21 protein-coding genes and 1 pseudogene are annotated in these 17,536 nt (G+C 43.8%); 3 read left to right on the forward strand and 19 right to left on the reverse strand.

Annotated elements, in window-relative coordinates; translation table 11 throughout:
- Positions 1-8 precede the first annotated feature (8 nt).
- From LZG73_RS25185 to LZG73_RS25220, 8 genes are all read right to left on the reverse strand, one after another.
- The gene (locus LZG73_RS25185) at positions 9-209 is read right to left on the reverse strand and encodes a hypothetical protein (protein ID WP_233855569.1); all 201 of its coding nucleotides are present in this window, start codon (positions 207-209) and stop codon (positions 9-11) included.
- A 21-nt stretch (positions 210-230) separates the two neighbouring features.
- The gene (trpB, locus tag LZG73_RS25190) at positions 231-1,427 is read right to left on the reverse strand and encodes a tryptophan synthase subunit beta (protein ID WP_233855571.1); all 1,197 of its coding nucleotides are present in this window, start codon (positions 1,425-1,427) and stop codon (positions 231-233) included.
- A 3-nt stretch (positions 1,428-1,430) separates the two neighbouring features.
- Entirely contained in the window at positions 1,431-2,084 is a 654-nt protein-coding gene (locus tag LZG73_RS25195; RefSeq protein WP_233855573.1) for a phosphoribosylanthranilate isomerase, read from the reverse strand.
- Entirely contained in the window at positions 2,081-2,899 is an 819-nt protein-coding gene (gene trpC / locus LZG73_RS25200; protein ID WP_233855575.1) for an indole-3-glycerol phosphate synthase TrpC, read from the reverse strand. Before trpC ends, LZG73_RS25195 begins: the two co-directional genes overlap by 4 nt.
- Before the next feature lie 6 nt (positions 2,900-2,905).
- Positions 2,906-3,895 (reverse strand): anthranilate phosphoribosyltransferase, encoded by a 990-nt coding sequence (gene trpD / locus LZG73_RS25205; protein WP_233855577.1) that lies wholly within the window; start codon positions 3,893-3,895, stop codon positions 2,906-2,908.
- Between the two features lie 53 nt (positions 3,896-3,948).
- The gene (locus LZG73_RS25210; protein WP_233855579.1) at positions 3,949-4,515 is read right to left on the reverse strand and encodes an aminodeoxychorismate/anthranilate synthase component II; all 567 of its coding nucleotides are present in this window, start codon (positions 4,513-4,515) and stop codon (positions 3,949-3,951) included.
- Positions 4,516-4,546: 31 nt separating this feature from the next.
- The gene (locus tag LZG73_RS25215) at positions 4,547-5,962 is read right to left on the reverse strand and encodes an anthranilate synthase component I family protein (protein ID WP_233855581.1); all 1,416 of its coding nucleotides are present in this window, start codon (positions 5,960-5,962) and stop codon (positions 4,547-4,549) included.
- Positions 5,963-6,209: 247 nt separating this feature from the next.
- Positions 6,210-6,764, reverse strand: a complete 555-nt coding sequence (locus LZG73_RS25220; protein WP_233855583.1) for a CopD family protein — start codon at positions 6,762-6,764, stop codon at positions 6,210-6,212.
- Positions 6,765-7,007: 243 nt separating this feature from the next.
- Here LZG73_RS25220 and msrA point away from each other — a divergent pair, with 243 nt between their 5' ends.
- Together msrA and LZG73_RS25230 are read left to right on the forward strand one after the other, a co-directional pair.
- Positions 7,008-7,601, forward strand: coding sequence for a peptide-methionine (S)-S-oxide reductase MsrA (gene msrA, locus LZG73_RS25225; RefSeq protein WP_233855585.1), 594 nt, complete (start codon positions 7,008-7,010; stop codon positions 7,599-7,601).
- Positions 7,602-7,746: 145 nt separating this feature from the next.
- Positions 7,747-8,280, forward strand: a complete 534-nt coding sequence (locus LZG73_RS25230) for a hypothetical protein (RefSeq protein ID WP_233855586.1) — start codon at positions 7,747-7,749, stop codon at positions 8,278-8,280.
- Positions 8,281-8,348: 68 nt separating this feature from the next.
- Here LZG73_RS25230 and LZG73_RS25235 read toward each other — a convergent pair whose 3' ends face one another.
- The 11 genes and pseudogenes from LZG73_RS25235 to LZG73_RS25275 all read right to left on the reverse strand — a co-directional run bounded on the left by LZG73_RS25235 (position 8,349) and on the right by LZG73_RS25275 (position 15,817).
- The gene (locus LZG73_RS25235) at positions 8,349-9,125 is read right to left on the reverse strand and encodes a hypothetical protein (protein WP_233855587.1); all 777 of its coding nucleotides are present in this window, start codon (positions 9,123-9,125) and stop codon (positions 8,349-8,351) included.
- A gap of 58 nt (positions 9,126-9,183) precedes the next feature.
- The gene (locus tag LZG73_RS25240) at positions 9,184-9,918 is read right to left on the reverse strand and encodes a hypothetical protein (RefSeq protein ID WP_233855588.1); all 735 of its coding nucleotides are present in this window, start codon (positions 9,916-9,918) and stop codon (positions 9,184-9,186) included.
- Between the two features lie 73 nt (positions 9,919-9,991).
- The gene (locus tag LZG73_RS25245) at positions 9,992-10,714 is read right to left on the reverse strand and encodes an RluA family pseudouridine synthase (protein WP_233855589.1); all 723 of its coding nucleotides are present in this window, start codon (positions 10,712-10,714) and stop codon (positions 9,992-9,994) included.
- A 79-nt stretch (positions 10,715-10,793) separates the two neighbouring features.
- Positions 10,794-10,907, reverse strand: a pseudogene (locus LZG73_RS25750) (type II toxin-antitoxin system RelE family toxin); the annotation flags it as partial.
- An 11-nt stretch (positions 10,908-10,918) separates the two neighbouring features.
- Positions 10,919-11,050: a type II toxin-antitoxin system RelE/ParE family toxin gene (locus tag LZG73_RS25545; protein WP_255697434.1), complete on the reverse strand. Its 132-nt coding sequence runs from the start codon at positions 11,048-11,050 to the stop codon at positions 10,919-10,921.
- 1 nt (position 11,051) lies between these two features.
- Positions 11,052-11,249 carry a hypothetical protein gene (locus LZG73_RS25250; protein WP_233855590.1) on the reverse strand — a complete coding sequence of 66 codons (198 nt, stop codon included), beginning with the start codon at positions 11,247-11,249 and terminating at the stop codon, positions 11,052-11,054.
- Positions 11,250-11,282: 33 nt separating this feature from the next.
- On the reverse strand, positions 11,283-11,993 hold the full coding sequence (locus LZG73_RS25255; RefSeq protein WP_233855591.1) for an ABC transporter ATP-binding protein: 711 nt from the start codon (positions 11,991-11,993) through the stop codon (positions 11,283-11,285).
- A gap of 43 nt (positions 11,994-12,036) precedes the next feature.
- The gene (locus tag LZG73_RS25260) at positions 12,037-12,489 is read right to left on the reverse strand and encodes a hypothetical protein (RefSeq protein ID WP_233855592.1); all 453 of its coding nucleotides are present in this window, start codon (positions 12,487-12,489) and stop codon (positions 12,037-12,039) included.
- Positions 12,490-12,524: 35 nt separating this feature from the next.
- The gene (locus LZG73_RS25265; protein WP_233855594.1) at positions 12,525-15,188 is read right to left on the reverse strand and encodes a tetratricopeptide repeat protein; all 2,664 of its coding nucleotides are present in this window, start codon (positions 15,186-15,188) and stop codon (positions 12,525-12,527) included.
- Positions 15,189-15,252: 64 nt separating this feature from the next.
- Positions 15,253-15,585: a DUF5615 family PIN-like protein gene (locus LZG73_RS25270; protein ID WP_233855597.1), complete on the reverse strand. Its 333-nt coding sequence runs from the start codon at positions 15,583-15,585 to the stop codon at positions 15,253-15,255.
- Positions 15,586-15,610: 25 nt separating this feature from the next.
- Positions 15,611-15,817 carry a DUF433 domain-containing protein gene (locus tag LZG73_RS25275; RefSeq protein ID WP_310588464.1) on the reverse strand — a complete coding sequence of 69 codons (207 nt, stop codon included), beginning with the start codon at positions 15,815-15,817 and terminating at the stop codon, positions 15,611-15,613.
- A 177-nt stretch (positions 15,818-15,994) separates the two neighbouring features.
- Between LZG73_RS25275 and atpD the strand changes: the two genes are divergently transcribed.
- Entirely contained in the window at positions 15,995-17,509 is a 1,515-nt protein-coding gene (atpD, locus tag LZG73_RS25280) for a F0F1 ATP synthase subunit beta (RefSeq protein ID WP_233855599.1), read from the forward strand.
- Positions 17,510-17,536: the final 27 nt, after the last annotated feature.

Consider the following 17,536-nt stretch of genomic DNA (forward strand, 5'->3'; position numbering starts at 1 on the left):
GATGGTTGCTATGCAGAACAGTTGAGGCACTCGCCTTCGTCACTGAATTTCAGGCGATCAAATTCGCCCAGTTTTTCTTTGAGTTCAAGGATTTCGTCTTCCAGGTCGCATCTTTCAAAAAGCGAAAGTTCTCCCGAGTTTACTTTTGCTTCCAGCTCTTGTAGTTTGAGCCTTACGTCAAAAACCTCAGGTAAGGTCAGTGTTGCCATTGTAATGTGTTTATGAGTAAATTAAACGATGTATTTCATGTAAGTGGCCATGTCCTTATCGCCACGGCCAGAAAGGTTCAAAATCACAGTCTCGTTTTCCGTAGCGCCTAATTGACCCAAAATAGCCAAAGCATGCGATGATTCCAATGCTGGGATAATGCCTTCATAGCGCGTCAGTTCAAATGCAGCCTGCACCGCTTCTTCATCCGTTGCTGACATAAAAATCCCTCTTCCGCTGTCGTACAAATATGCGTGCTGAGGACCAATTCCAGGATAATCCAAACCGGCCGAAATTGAGAATGGCTCTACAACCTGGCCGTCTTCCGTTTGCATTAATATCGTGCGGCTTCCATGCAAAACGCCTGGTTTTCCCAATGCTGTTGTCGCAGCAGAATGTCCGGAATTAATGCCTTTTCCGGCAGCTTCCACAGCCACGAGCTTCACATCTTCATCATCCAGAAAATGATAAAATGCACCCGCCGCATTGCTTCCTCCGCCCACACAAGCCACCACATAATCAGGCGTTTCCTTGCCGGTTTGTTCTTTCAGCTGCCATCTCATTTCTTCCGAAATAATAGACTGGAACCGCGCCACCATATCGGGATAAGGATGCGGGCCCACCACTGAACCTATGATATAATGTGTGTCCACCGGATTATTGATCCAATGGCGCATCGCTTCATTCGTAGCGTCTTTCAATGTGCGAGATCCGCAAGTCGCCGGCCTCACTTCTGCGCCGAGCATTTTCATACGCGCCACATTAGGAGCCTGACGTTCAATGTCGAGCTCGCCCATGTAAACGATGCATTCAATGTCCATGAGCGCGCAAACAGTCGCCGTTGCCACGCCGTGTTGACCTGCACCGGTTTCGGCTACGACACGCTTTTTGCCAAGCCTTTTCGCCATCAGGATCTGCCCAATGGTGTTGTTCACCTTATGAGCACCTGTATGGCAAAGATCTTCACGTTTGAGGAAGATGTTGGTTTTATATTTTTCCGAAAGCCTGTTGGCCCGGTAAAGCGGCGTGGGACGTCCTACATAATTACGCAGGAGATCATTGTATTCTTTTTGAAAAGAAGGCTCCGCAATGATGCTGAGATAATTTTCGCGCAACTCTTCGACATTCGGATACAGCATTTCGGGAATGAATGCACCTCCAAAATTGCCGTAATAACCGCGGCTGTCAACCTGATATGACTTCTTTTCTAATGTTTCCATATTTCACTGCGCTTCCGCCTCTTCTTTCTCTTTTACACGAACTAAATTGAACAATTCTTCAAGCTTGGCAATGTCCTTCACGCCCGGCTCCGTTTCAAACTGACTATTCACGTCAATCCCATAGATAGGAAGCGTTTTTGACAATGCAATAATGTCATCCACATTGTCGACGCTAATGCCTCCGCTCAGCAAAAACGGCTTTTCATTATCGTATTTTTTCAAAAGGTTCCAGTCGAACGGCACGCCGTTTCCTCCTGGGGCATCGCCTTTTGTATCAAACAAAAACAAATCACAAAACGACTTATAATTGTTCAGCATTGCGAAGTTGAATGATGCGTCAATGCTAAATGCTTTGATCACATTAACCCCTTTCTGGCGAATGCTGCGACAAGTGTCCGGCATTTCGTTTCCGTGAAGCTGCGCATATTGCAAGTCGTATTTTTTGACCGTGGCAAGAATATGGCTAGGGCTTGCATTCACAAATACGCCGACTTTTTTAATGTTTTTAGGGATACTTTTTACAAATTCTTCATCCAAATCTTCGCCAACATAACGGGGTGATTTTTCGTAGAAAATAAACCCGATGAAGTTAGGCTGTAAGGCCACCACTTTTTCAATGTTGTCTTGCTGGCGCAGTCCGCAAACTTTTATTTTCATAGAACCAAAGGATTTAAATTGCTTTGTTGAGTTAAGTCAATTTGTAAATCCGCCAGTGCGGTTCCGGGATTTACAGTCTTCATAAATGTTTCACCTATTAAAAAGCCTTTATATCCGTAACCATACAATCGGTGAATGGTCTCAGCATCTTTCAGGCCGCTTTCTGATATTTTAACAAAAGAATCGGGAATCTGTTCACTCAGCGCAATTGAAGTTTCAATGGAGGTTTCGAAGGTTTTGAGATTTCGATTGTTAACCCCCACAATATCAATGTTTTCACCAATGGTTGCGGCAAGCTCTTCGGCATTGTGCACTTCCAACAAAACTTCCAATCCTAGTTCGTGCGCTTTTTGACTTAATGAAACCACTTCGGCTGGTGTAAGGCAGGCTGCAATGAGCAAAATCACGTCCGCTCCTATCGCTTTTGCTTCGTAAAGCTGATATTCATCAATGATAAAATCCTTGCGCAACATCGGGATCATTGGATTGGCTTCCCGCGCTTTCAGAAAGTCCGAAAATGAGCCGCCAAAGAAATCAATGTCAGTCAAAACCGACAAGGCAACTGCGCCAGCATTGGCATAATCGAAAGTCACAACCTCCGGCGAAACGTCGGCGTTAATGATGCCTTTTGAGGGCGATTTGCGCTTGAATTCAGAAATGATTTTCGGAGATGAAGCATTTCTCAAAGCCGCCGACAAGGAAACCGTTTTGCGCGCAAACAATTCTTCTTTTTCCAACTCGGAAACGGACTTATTTTGCTTGGCTTCAATGACTTCCTCCCGCTTTCTTGCGACAATTTTATCTAATATGTTCATCTGTGATCAGTCTTCTATCAATTTTTTAAAGCTGGCCAAAGCCTTTTTACTTTCTAACGATTCCCGCGCCGCTTCCACCGCATCCAAAAGCGATAATGCCGGATTTGCGCAATGCAATGCCAATGCAGCATTCGCCAGCACGGCCTCTTTTTGCGAGAATGTTGCTGTATCGTTCAATACATTCATGAAAATTTTGGCAGATTCTTCGACCGTTTCTCCTCCCGACAGGTCTTGCGCGCGCAAAGTTTTTAACCCTAAATGCGAGGGAGTCAGAACTTGCTCCGTTTGAGCGGTGATGATTTTAAAAGCACCTGTTAATGACACTTCGTCGTAGCCGTCTAATGCGTGAAGAACCAGAAATTGCTTGTCAGTCTGTTGGTAAAGATAAGCAAAAAGCCGTGCCAATTCAAGACTGAAAACGCCTACAAGCTGTTTTTTGGGCGACACCGGATTCACCATCGGGCCCAGCATATTGAAAAAAGTTTTCACTCCCAGCTCCCGGCGGATCGGCGCCACATTCTTCATCGAAGGATGGAAAAGCGGCGCATGCAGAAAGCACACATTTGCTTCATTGATTTTGCGTTCCAGATAATCTTTCTCATTGGTAAACTTCGCGCCGAGAAATTCCAGAACCGTAGACGATCCGCACATAGATGAAACGCCATGATTTCCATGCTTGGCTACATGTTGGCCCGCGCCCGCAACCACGAAACACGACAATGTTGAAATGTTGAATGTATCCTTTCCGTCGCCTCCCGTTCCGCAAACATCAATGGGATCATAAGCTGACAAATCAACGGCTAAGCACAACTCTAACATTGCATCCCGGAAGCCTTCTAATTCTTCAACCGTAATGCTGCGCATGGCATAAATGGTTAAGAATGAGGCGATTTCGGAATTGGAATATTTGCCTGTGCTAATGCCGATCAGGACGTCTTTGGCTAATTCTTTACTTAAAACTTTATATTCAAAAAGATGGCTAAGAATCTGTTTCATGTTCATGCTAAGCGTACTAAAAGAAAGTTTTTACTATTGAGGAGGAAGTAATCTTAAATTGCCAACCAGTTTTCCAGCATTTCTTTCCCGTGCTCTGTCAGCACAGATTCCGGGTGAAATTGCAGGCCTTTAACATCATATTTTTTGTGAGAAAGCCCCATAACTCTGCCTTTTTCGTCCAATGCCGTAATGGTGAGATCTTCCGTGAATGTTTCAGGGATAACAGTCCAGGAGTGATAACGTCCGACTTTAATCTCAGTTGGCAAGCCTTTAAAAATGCGCTCCGATTGATCTGTAACAATGGCCGTATCGCTGATGCCATGCAGCACGTCGGTCATGTTTTCGAGTGCTGCGCCATAAACCTCGCCGATGCCCTGATGCCCCAGACAAATGCCCAAAATGCTCTTGCTAGGACCATATTCGCGGATCAGTTCATGCATAATGCCCGCTTCTGACGGAATGCCCGGGCCGGGAGAAAGGAGGATTTTATCATATTTACCAACCTCTTCCAGCGCAATTTTATCATTGCGGACAATGTCCACCTGATCATTCAGCTCGCGGAGAATGTAGACGAGGTTGTAAGTGAAAGAATCGTAATTATCGAGCACTAAGATTTTCATTATTTCCAGTTTTTGAGGATTGTCCTAATGTTTAAATTTCTTCTGCAAACTCGATCGCTTTGCGTAAAGCGGCCAGCTTGCTGTTAATTTCCTGCAATTCGCTTTCCACATTGGACTTGGCCACAACGCCCATTCCAGCCCTGAAAAACAATGTGTTATTCTTGCTCAGGAATGTTCTGATGGCAATCGCGTGGTTGAAATCTCCATTGAAATCCATAAAACCAATCGCGCCGCCGTAAATGCTTCTGTTGCTCGTTTCCATCTGGTCAATCAGCTTCATGGCATTGTGTTTGGGCGCGCCCGAAAGCGTTCCCGCAGGGAATGTGTCCGCCACCAATTGCAATGGATTCACACCTTCATTCATTTTTCCAACAACTTTGGAGACCAAGTGAATCACGTGCGAATAATATTGGACTTCCTTATAATTCGTCACTTTCACCGCGTCACAGCTTCTGCTCAAATCGTTTCTTGCCAGATCAACAAGCATTACGTGCTCCGCAGTTTCCTTTGGATCATTTAACAACGCCTGCGCGGCCTCTGCATCCGCCTGATCGTCGCCCGTTCTGCGGAATGTGCCTGCTATGGGGTGAATTTCAGCTTGTCCGTTTTTGATAAAGATCTGTTTCTCAGGCGAAGAGCCAAAGATCTTATAACTGCCGTAATCAAAATAGAACAAATACGGCGAAGGATTAATGGATCGCAACGCCCGATAAACATTAAACTCGTCTCCCTGAAAATTGCGACTAAACCGGCGCGAAGGAACAATCTGGAACACATCACCTCGAAGACAATGGTCAATGCCTTTCTGAATCACCGCCCGCATTTTATCATCCGTCACATTGGACGTTTCATCAGAAGCGATTTGGAAATCATATTTAGGGAAATTGCGGTTTTTGATCAAAATCTCAATCTGCTCAATGCCACTCTCCTGCTCGCTGTCGCCATATTGATGCTCAAAAATGTAAAGCTCATTTTTGAAGTGATTAATGGCAATCACATATCGGTAAACCTGATAAAAAATCTGGTCAATGTCCGTTTCCGGGCTCGCAGGCTGGATGGTAATGTCTTCAAAATAACTTACCGCATCGTAAGTCATGTGACCGAAAAGGCCATTGGAAATAAAAGGAAAACCGCTTTTTTCCGATTTGAAACTTTGGGCAAAAGCATATAACGTCTGCACTGCATCTTTCGGCTTTTCCAGGGTCAAATTTAGCTGCTGCCCGTCCGGAAATTGCTGCGTAACCACATTCTGATTCAGTTTGAAAGAAGCAACAGGATCGCAGCAGATGTATGTAAATGAGTTTTCATTGCCATGATAATCAGAGCTTTCCAGCAAAATGGTGTTGACAAATCTATCTCGTAATTTGAGATAAATGGAAACCGGCGTTAATGTGTCGGCCAGAAGCTTCTTGTGGCGGGTTGATATCTGAAAGGTAGGATTTGACATTTTTATAATCGTAAAATTTTATAATTATGGCACAAAAAAACGGCTCGCTGTCAGATGAACAGCGAGCCGTATGTAAAGTATATTTTTGATTATACCAAAGCAATGACTACTCGTCCATCTTGTTAAGACGTGCACGCCACCACCAAATAGTATTCAAAGTCTTCATATCTCAGTTTATGATGTCTTGCGACATTACCAATGGCAAATATAGAAGAAAATAAATCTGATTTAATTTATTTGAAAAAAATTATTGCATCGTACCAGCAGACTTTTTTTCCCTGATACGCTTCACTATCCGGACTGCTGTCATCATCAGTATTGCAAAAATAACGAGCCCCAGCACGCCCCAGAGCCAATCCACGGTGTTTTTTAACACAACCAAAAAAACGATCGAGAATAAAAAGATTGTTGCGATTTCATTGAATAGCCGAAGTTGGAAAGAGGAAAACCTGAAAACACCACGACGTAATTCCAGCAGGATTTTGCGAGTAAAAAAATGATAAGCGATCAGGCCGGCTACAAATACAAGCTTCAACTGCATCCAGCCCTGGTCCAGCCAGGAAGGTGTGATGTAAAGCATAGTGGAGCCGAAAATGATGGTGAGCCAGCAAGCGGGCGTCATAATGGCGTTCCAAAGCAGCTTTTCCATTTTTGTGAATTGGGCAAAAAGAATTTCCCGCTCCGGGCTCGTTTTATCCTTAGCCTCTGTGTGATAGACAAATAGCCTCGGCATGTAAAAAAGTCCGGCAAACCAGCTTACTACGAAAATGATGTGTAATGCCTTAAAATGGAGATAGGTCATGGGCGGATTGCATGCATGGGTTGTCAGTTGAAAAGCTGTGCATTTAGTGATCTTTTCATGGCCAAATTTCGTAAATATCGTCGAATGCGTCACATAAACTTTCTTTGATCGCGATTCGTTTACCAAATAGGAATAACACAAATCGATAAAATGAGAACCACCATCCCTATTTTCACGTTCCTTTTTCTGTGTTGCATGGTTGTGATATCCTGCGCACAGTCGGACAAAAAACAAAAAAAGCAAATGAACAAAGAAACGGCTTTGACAGCATTGGACGAAAATAACGTAGACTTGGCGAATACGGAAACCGCAACATTTGGAACCGGATGTTTCTGGTGTACGGAGGCCGTTATGGAGTCATTGGATGGCGTAAAAAAGGTGGTTTCGGGTTACGCTGGCGGGCATGATCCCAATCCAAATTATAAGGAAGTCTGCACGGGCAACACGGGACATGCGGAGTGCGTGGAAGTGACCTACGATCCTAAGGTGATCAGTTATGCAGACTTGCTTGAAGCATTCTTCCGCAGCCATGATCCAACGTCGCTTAACCGTCAGGGAAATGACGTTGGCACGCAGTATCGTTCGGTGATCTTTTTTCACAATGAGGAACAACATAAGCTTGCCGAGCAGGCAAAAGCCGAATTGGACAAATCCGGGGCATATGACAAAAAAATTGTAACTGAAATCACTGCTGCACCGAAGTTTTTCCCGGCAGAAGATTATCACCAAAATTACTTCGCAAACAATCCAGATCAAGGATATTGCGCATTTGTAATCGCTCCGAAACTGGACAAATTTAAGAAGGTTTTCAAGGACAAACTGAGAAAGTCAATCTAGGAAAATACCGTTAAGATCATTCGTTTCGCCATTTACATAATCGTGCGTCCCGAATAATAATTATCAATGGCACAAGTTTTGAAGCATTAAACAAAAGGTTTTAATTTGTGCCATTATTTTTATTAACAAAAACTAATCTATTACGATGAAAAATTTTCTATTTATGTTTTTTGTTGTTGCCGTACTAGGAACAACGTCTCAAAAGGCTTTCGCGCAATATGAGAAAGGAGATAAGTTATTGAATCTTGGTATTAATCTTGGCGGGACGTACGGCGGCGGCGGCATAGGCCTAGGCGCTTCTTATGAAGCTGGGGTGCATGATTTTATAAGTGTTGGTGCACAGGCAGATTTCACCACTTGGAGTTACGGTGGATTTTCGGGTTATAAGTGGAGATATAACTTTTTTACCATTGCTGCAAGAGGTTCTTACCACTACGGAAAGCATTTTTTAACAATGGATAACCTTGATTTGTATGCTGGACCGGCGTTAGGATATCGGATCTCTTCATACAGCACACCGGATGGCTTCTCAGGAATCTATGACGATGGTTACGGAAGCGGTGTTTTCTTCGGCGTGTTCGCAGGAGCTCGTTATTATTTCAAACCAACAATGGGTGTTTTTGCAGAAGTTGGTTACAACGCTTCTCCTTTGAAAGCAGGAATTACTTTCAAATTCTAAGACAAGCATTACATATAGAAAAAGGGCTTTGGGAAACTTCCCGAGGCCCTTTTTTCTTATATCTTGATTCAAAGTTTAATGCTTAACGTTACAAACGCCGCTCCACTCGCAGCATTGAAGCCTGGTGAAAATTGAAAGGTGAGCGGCTCATTTCGTCTCATTAGTTCCCTTCTCACGCGTGTTGATTTTGAACCGTTTCGTCCGGCTTTGACAAAACCTACGGTGCCAAATGTTACTGCGCCCGCAAACCCACCAGCCATCATCAATGCGCCTCGTATTGCTCTTTTTTCGTCCTGAGAACTTTTGAAATTGCCATTGGCATCCGTGGCGCTCGCTACAATGCCGGTTCCTATTCCGGCTACAATTACACCGGCCGAAGTTCCTGCAATGCCCATGATCAGGCCACCTTTTGATTTCGTTTTGTAAAATTTATAAATCGCCCTCAGTCTTTCTGGTGACGCTGTCTGCAACTCTTCATGAAAACGTGCTTTTGGTGTTACCGTGCTTGAAACAGGCGGTCTGGATGTTTGCATTGGAGCAGAAGGCGAATAATAACTTGGCACTTCCAGCACTGCTTCAAATGTTTCAGTTTCGCCATTTCCATATGTGATTGCCGCTATTTCGCTTTTCCTGACCGTAAAAAGTGGCCCGTCCGGGTCGGTCACTTTCTTGTATTTCACAACATTCTCATCAACTTCCTGAATCAAAACTTCAAGCTTTGTCGCGTCGCGAAGTGTAATCAAATCCGGCTTGCGGGACGGTTGAGAATAAGCGAAATGAGCGGTTAATAGCAATAGAAAGAAGAAAATCCGGAGGATCTTCTTCTTGGAAATGGTGGTTTTCATTCTGGAAGGACGTTATAATAAGACATTTAATACCAATAATGATACTAAATAAATGTTATTACAGTGACATCCTCAATGTTAATTGCGCTGACTTATTGAACGGATCAAGGCTTGGAGCGAAGTTAATTATGGTCAACGATTGATTTCTGCGCACAAGCTCGGTTTTCACCTTTTCAGCACGGTTTCTGTGGAACTTGTAGTTTCGGAAACCAATCAAACCCAATCCAACGCCAACAACCGGGCCGGCAATCGCCAATGAATTTCCAATCGTTTTGTTATCCGGACTTGTTCCAGAACCCGCAATGATGACGCCTGAGATCAGGGAAGCGGCTGCAAAGGAAGTAAACACAATTGCCCCTGTTTTCCCGTCTATCGAACGGTCTGTATGGTAACGATATTTGTCGCGCAACTGATCGGAATTTGCCATTACAACGTCCCGTTCGAATTTATTGGTCGGCAAATTGGCCATATCAGCATATTGTCCGACGCTATCCGGCGGCACATGACCGATCAGAACGGAGTCGCGGACATGGATGATTTTTCCAGTTTTCAGGATGACGCGGGCAACTTTGTCAAGGTAAATGTAACTTTTAGCGCTGTCTGCGGTTCCAAGATCGCGGTAATTGATCTTTTCATAGCTCATTTGAGTAATCAAAGCCTGTATTCTTGAACTGTCGCGTTTGACGATTATATCATTTTTGGCAGCACTTTGAGCCAAAGATCGATTTGAAATGACAAAACTCAGCAAGCAAATGAACAACAGACCTGACTTCATAAATGTGTGTAATCGCATGGTGTTAATGTTAGGTGGAAAATGAATGTTAAACTACACAATCTTTCAACATTACCCGTAAAAAACCATGCTACTATACGCCAAATTTGTTTAGCTGTTTCACAAGAACCTCAAAATCTTTGGGATAAGGCGCCTCGACCCGAACCGGGTCGCCATTCATTAATGCAAATGAAAGCGCAAATGCGTGCAGTGCAACACGCTGGATTAGAGGCTGTTCTTCCGTTTCTTTTTTAAGATTAAACTTGCGTTTCAGGCTCGACAGGAAGATTGGCTCACCGCCGTATTGCGGATCGCAGACGATAGGCGCTTTCAGGCAAGACAAGTGAATGCGGATCTGGTGCATGCGCCCTGTGATGGGGATACATTCAACCAATGTGTATCCGCGATAAACTTTCAATGTGTTAAATATTGTTTCTGCAACTTTTCCCTCGGCCCGGTCTATTTTCACAGCGGTGCCGTTTTTCAGCTGCATAATTGGCAAATAGACGGAGATGCTTTCCAGATTATGAACGCCATTGGTCACCGCGTGATAGCGTTTTGTAACTTCACGATGTTCAAACTGCATGGCCAAATGGCGATAAGCAGCCGGATTTTTAGCAAAAGCCAGCACGCCAGAGGTTTCTTTATCCAAACGGTGGGCTGCCTGCAATTCGGAATTGTATTCTTTGGCTAGTCTCAACACACTTCCTCCCCTATCCGCAGTTCTTTCGTCAAGGGTTGCAAGATGCGGCGGCTTGTTAACGAGCAAAAAATCCTCGTCCTCAAATAATATCAGGTCCTTAAAATTGATCTTCATAAAATATTAAATAAAAATAATCCGGAAGAACGACCCATTGCGGTTATTCTGCCGGATTGGCATGTTAAGGCAAAGATAACTACTTTTTGTATGCCTCTTTTCGATCTGCAACCTTAATCACTTCTATCAAAAGCTTGTCGTCTTCAATCGAATAGATCACACGATAATTACCAATCCTGATTCTATAACTGTTTGTAAAATTTTCTAGTTTCCTGACGCCCTCGGCCTGGGATTGTTCATGAGCGCATCAATGTGCGCAATGATTTTTAATCTGAATGATTTTGGAATGTTTTCTAACTCCTTTAAAGCAGATCTTTTGATTATGATCTTGTACATATCAATCTTTTGAAATCAGCGAGCTTCTTATTTCCTCCCAATCAAGTGAAGGCTCATTTTTTCTCAAATTAATTGCTACTTCATCCTCAATATCATCCAGGATATCCAAGAGATTGTCCCGATCTTTTAACAAATCAAAATCAATGACAACCGCCTTTTTGTGACCTTCCTCATCCGTTAAATAGCTGATCCCTTTCATAATTCGATAAAGTTTAAGGAAAGTTATTAAATTTTAGACCAAAGCGCTAACCTTAGTCGGATTCGGATTTATAGTGTCGGATTCGACGAGGCCGTCGCGGAGGCGGACGATCCTGTGAGCATAATGGGCAATGTCCTCTTCGTGGGTTACCATCACGATCGTGTTGCCTTTGCTGTATAATTGGTCAAAAAGATCCATGATTTCGTAAGAGGTTTTGGAATCGAGGTTCCCGGTTGGTTCGTCAGCAAGTAAAATACTCGGATCGTTGACGAGGGCCCGCGCTATGGCCACGCGCTGCCGCTGTCCTCCAGAAAGTTCGTTGGGCTTATGACCAGCGCGATTTTCCAAACCCACGTTTTTAAGCGACAACATGGCCTTTTCAGTGCGGTCCGATTTGCTTAAACCTGCGTAAATGAGCGGCAGGGCAACATTATCGAGCGAAGACATCCTGGGCAGAAGGTTGAATGTTTGAAAAACGAAGCCAATTTCCTTGTTCCTAATCTCCGCCAATTCACTCTCCGTCATATCGCTGACGTCCTTATTATTTAAAATATATCGTCCAGTTGTTGGCGTGTCCAGGCAGCCGATGATGTTCATTAACGTTGATTTCCCGGAACCGGAGGGCCCCATAAATGCCACATATTCGCCTTTATTGACTGAAATTGTGACTGATTTGAGTGCCTGAATTATTTCACTTCCCATCACATAACGTTTCGAAATTTCCGTGGTTTCAATGATTCTCATGTGATGCTGTTTTCGATTTTTTTGAAATAAAATAACTTATTGATTAAGAAGAGGCTGCGATTTTGCGCCAGTAATTGCTTACGTATAAAGCAGATAGAATAATTCCGGCTGGAATGTAATCATTATCAACGCTGCCCTCATTTTTCCAGAAGCTTGACAACTGGAATGTCGCCGCGTCCTCAGCGTTTTGTACGACCCATTTTTTCCGGGTCCAGGATTGAAATTTCCATTCATATTCCTGGTCTTCGTAATTGATTGTCGCTGAGCCTTTCCAATAATTGTAACGAATTTTTCCAAGCTCTTTTTTGCCTTCAATATCCAGAATCTTGGTTGTTGTATTGAACCATCCCTCGCCTTTGAATCGCAGCAAATGTCCATTGAGCTCGCCATATCCATCTTCTTTCCAAATGCTCGTTTTCAGGAGCCCGACGATCAATTTGTCGCGGAATATCCGACATTCAGTTCCGCTGAGATTAGATTTCCAGGATAAAGCCATGTTGATGAAGTGTAATATGTTCTCTAAAATACAAATCACTGAAATTCGGCTCGTTGTTTTTCGATAAGAGCCCGCATGGGTTGATAGCGCATTATAAATTGCTGATAATCGGCAGGCAAGGCATATTGCCGCACTTTTTGCTCACCCTCATTGCCTTGGCCTATCAAACCCTGTTCGAGACTCAAATACGCATATTGTTCCCAAAGTTGTGGCGCATATTCGTTGTAACGCAACGCATTCAGCACGATTTTATAAGCTTTTGCCGTCGCTTTCTTTTGTCTGTAAAAAGCGGAGGCAGCCGCAATAACGTGCTCATCAAAAGGATTTACCCGAATTGCATTATCGAAATTTTTATCTGAAGGCGACCGCTTTGCAACTTTTAACAAAGAATCCGCCGGAGATTTTGGTTTTACACCCGAAAACAATGTTTGCTTTAATTGTGCGATCGCTGCGCTGGGTTGCTTTTCCTGTAATTTGTCCAAAAGAACCACTGCAACCGCTTGTTTGTCAGACAATGCATTGGCCACAGCCATGCCAATTGTTCCCTCAACGCCTTCCACTACGGACAAGTTTTCAATGGCCTGATCATAAAGCCCCAGCTGCAATAACCAGTGGCCCAGAATTTTGTGATATAAATCGCTTTTCTCGCCCGCATCTTCGGTCCATCCGGTAAGCGTTTCGAGTGCTTTTAATTTACTTCCGCTATAATATTCAGAATAAAGCGCTGCAAGACTCAAATCCTGTGACAGCACGGGGTTTTTTGCTGCCAAAGTTGGCAGAAATTTTGCCGGTAAACTGTCCTGTTTTGCCTGATTAGCCGCATAATTCATCAAATAGGCAAAGGATGAAACGCTCAGCAGCGAATCGGCCGGAATGGCTGATTGATTTAATGTTTCCTTCGAAAATTTCTGTCTTAAATTTTGCACAGCAAGCCAATTTGCCTGCCAGGATAGATAATTTTGCTGCTCACTTTCAGTTGCCAACGAATCGAGTAAACTTTCGTCCGTGCTTTTGGCAAGAATGGCCAGGAGATTGGTTGATGGAATTTCAGCGCGGTTTGTGTTCTCCTTTGCTTTTGCAAGATAAAAATAGGCGGAGTCGGCCACATTGGTTTTGGAATACAACATGCCCAGGTTATTAAGCAACTCACCGCTTTTTGGGAACCTGTGAGTGCCTTCCTGCAAACTGTAAACGGCATCGAAAAAGAGATTTTCCTGGGCTAAAATGCCGCTTAATCCTGCGTAAGCTTGCGCCGATGGATTTTTTAAAAGAGCTTGCCGGAAGTAAAAAGCCGCGGCATTTCTGTCGCCTTGCCGGATGGCGAGTGACGCCAGTGCGTAATTGGATTTATGGTTTTGAAACTCCTGCTGAACCGCCAGTTTATAATATTGCTCCGAAAGCGAAAATTCCGCTGTATTGGCATGTAAATCACCTAATCCATTGAAATAACCTGCAATCGCTTGATTGACGGGAAGCAATCTCTGGATTGAAAACAATACAATCAAAATTGTAAAACCGAAAAGTCGCGTTTGCGTTAATCCAAAGCGCAAAGGCTTATACAGGACTTTGTGAACAGCCAGCTTTTGCTGAAAGATTGGGAGGAAATTGATCAGTACATAAAAAAGGAAAAGGACGCTCATGGCAAGCTGGCCTTCGACTACAACATCTTCTAATGTCTCCAAAACAGGATCATTGGCCATTCCAGCCATATAAGCCGTAAAAGAAACCGCAATGATGAACATTCCCATGTAAAGCCAGAATCCAGTGCTTCTGAACGGGATAATGCCATCCGTAGAATCAGCCCTTTTACGAAAACCCCAAATACCAAGAAGTCCAGCCGCCAACCCGAGGAAAACAGGGCTTACCAATGTGAGTTCCCAGTCAATTTGCTTCGTGTTTCGCAAATACAAAAGAAGGAGCAGCAATAAATATAGAATGCTGATTACCAAAAAATTAACTAGCCCAGACTTTCCTTTTCCTGTGGATCCGCTGGTGCTCAGCCACACAAGCGCCGCCATAATTTCGGTGGCAGTGACAATCAGGAATAGGACGGTCATAATTAGCCAAAACGGATAAGAATAAGAGGCGGCTGTTAATGACGGAAATTGAGCATTGGACGCAAAAGCGACTAGCAATGCAAGCAATATGGTCACAATGCCAATGCCGATAATGCGTTTTGCAATGCCAAAGTCTGGCCGAAATGCATGGAAATAGTAAGTCACGCCGCCGTAAAGTGCAACTGCGATTAAAAACAGTGCGCGATTTCCTTCGCCAAAAACGCCCAATGTTTCCAATCTCGAAAATGCCAGAAACATGATAAAAGCGATCATTCCAGCCAGATAATAGAAGCGGGACATGGTCGTCAAAGCGCCTAGCAGGATCGTAAGTCCGATTAAAGAGAAGGCCCAGAAAGCGGTCACATTCAGAAAATCAGTCTCCATGACAGAGGCCATAAAGCTTTCCGTAACCAGATGTGTGGGCGTTGAAATGCCATATTGCCATTGTCCCAGCTGCAAAATATCTAAAACGGCAGTTGTCTCCGACAGCTCGCTAACCACATTCCAGCGGATCACATTAGCTAGCGGATCAATGCTTTTAACCAGAAAAAAAACAAGCGCCACAAAAAGCGCCAGAAAAGCAGCAACCGTCATATTTCGTTCCGACGGCGACCAAACCTTCCAGAAAAAAAACTCCTTCATAAATTTTGTTTAAAGCAATTCACAAACGTGAGTGTCCACGTTTTATAACAGGTGATGGTGAACATTATTGTCCAGTAATTTCAACCAAATCACTCGTTTGAAGCAAAGCAAGGGCTTGTGCGAGATTTACTGATAAGATCTCTTTCCATCGTTCTTTGGATGTATTTCCGCAGGTCAGCCAGATTACCCTGGGAGGGCTTCCATTTCTGCTAAGAAGTGACACAAAGTCGTCATCCTTTGTGATAACGATGGCATCTTTTTCTCTTGCGAGCATGAAAATCTCCTTGTCTTCTGCCTCACATAAATTCAAAAACTTCGCAGAATAACATTCAATAAAGTAAGAAGACGCAATCCACGATGCAAGGCTGGGCGGAATGTGAGCATCCAGAATGATCATTAAGCAGCCTGTAAAACAGGATGGTTCAATTTGAGGGCTGCGTAAAGCAAGCATACAGTGATATCTTCAGTTCGAGATCCGGAAGTTCTTCCGTTATAATTTGCTCAACTGTTAGCCCATTTGCCAACAATTCAATAACGTCCGTGACCCTGACGCGCATATTGCGAATACAAGGTTTGCCACCACATTGATTCGGATTGAAAGTAATTCGTTCCAGGAGTTGCTTGTTCATTTATACCAATATGGACTATGCCAAATTTAACCGTTTTTCATTGACAGTTTATCCAAAACCAACCCTCTATCTAAAAAATATCCAATAAATCAATAATTCCGCGCTTGGTACTGACCAAATTATCCCATACTTTTGCGGTCTGAAAAAAACCTCATTGGAGATAATCAAAATTATATAATGGCAAACGCGACAAACATAGGAAAAATTACGCAGGTAATTGGTCCGGTTGTAGACGTATCATTTGAGGACAGCGGACTTATTCCGTCGATCCTTGATGCGTTAGAAGTCATCAAATCAAACGGTCAGAGAGTCGTTCTTGAGTGTCAACAACACTTAGGCGAAGACCGTATCCGCACCATCGCAATGGATAGCACCGAAGGGATGCAGCGCGGAATGGCGGTTACTCCCCTTGGATCACCGATCAAAATGCCGGTTGGTGAAGGCATCAAAGGACGTTTGTTCAACGTGATCGGTGAAGCGATCGACGGACTTACACCGCTTGACAACACAAATGGTATTTCAATTCACCGTTCAGCTCCTAAGTTTGAAGATCTTGCAACATCAACTGAAATCCTTTTTACAGGGATTAAAGTAATTGACCTGCTTGCGCCTTATGTAAAAGGAGGTAAAATTGGTCTTTTCGGTGGTGCCGGTGTTGGTAAAACCGTTTTGATTCAGGAATTGATCAACAACATTGCAAAGGCTTACGCAGGTCTTTCTGTATTTGCTGGTGTTGGAGAGCGTACCCGCGAAGGAAATGACTTAATGCGTGAAATGATCGAAGCTGGTATTATTAAATACGGCGACGAATTCAAACACAGCATGGAAGAAGGCGGCTGGGATATTTCAAAAGTGGATTACAACACATTGAAAGACTCGCAAGCAACCTTCGTTTTTGGACAAATGAACGAACCTCCTGGCGCACGTGCCCGTGTTGCACTTTCAGGATTGACAATGGCTGAGTATTTCCGAGACGGAGATGGCGAAGGTCAGGGTCGCGATATTCTTTTCTTTATTGACAACATTTTCCGCTTTACACAAGCAGGTTCTGAGGTGTCGGCCCTTTTGGGCCGTATGCCTTCTGCGGTGGGTTACCAGCCAACATTGGCAACGGAAATGGGACAGATGCAGGAACGCATTACATCTACAAAACGCGGTTCAATTACATCTGTACAAGCGGTTTACGTGCCTGCGGATGACTTGACTGACCCTGCTCCTGCAACAACATTTGCTCACTTGGACGCAACTACGGTATTAAGCCGTAAAGTTTCTGAAAAAGGAATTTATCCAGCGGTGGATCCACTCGATTCAGCTTCAAGGATTTTGAACGCAGAGACATTGGGTGCAGCACATTACGATTGCGCACAGCGTGTTAAGAACATTCTTCAGCGTTACAAAGAATTGCAGGATATTATCGCAATCCTTGGTATGGAAGAACTTTCTGACGAAGATAAGCTTGTCGTTTCACGCGCTCGTCGTGTTGAACGTTTCTTGTCTCAGCCGTTCTTTGTTGCAGAGCAATTCACAGGTTTGAAAGGGACATTGGTTGACATTAATGATACAATCAAAGGTTTCAACCTGATCATGGATGGCGGTTATGACCACCTTCCTGAAATGGCTTTCAACCTGGTTGGAACAATTGAAGATGCGCAGGCAAAAGGAGAAAAAATGCTTGCAGAAGCAACGAGATAAGTTGTAATGCTTCATAAACATTTGAAT

The organism is Dyadobacter sp. CY326, assembly GCF_021390515.1.
Lineage (GTDB): Bacteria > Bacteroidota > Bacteroidia > Cytophagales > Spirosomataceae > Dyadobacter.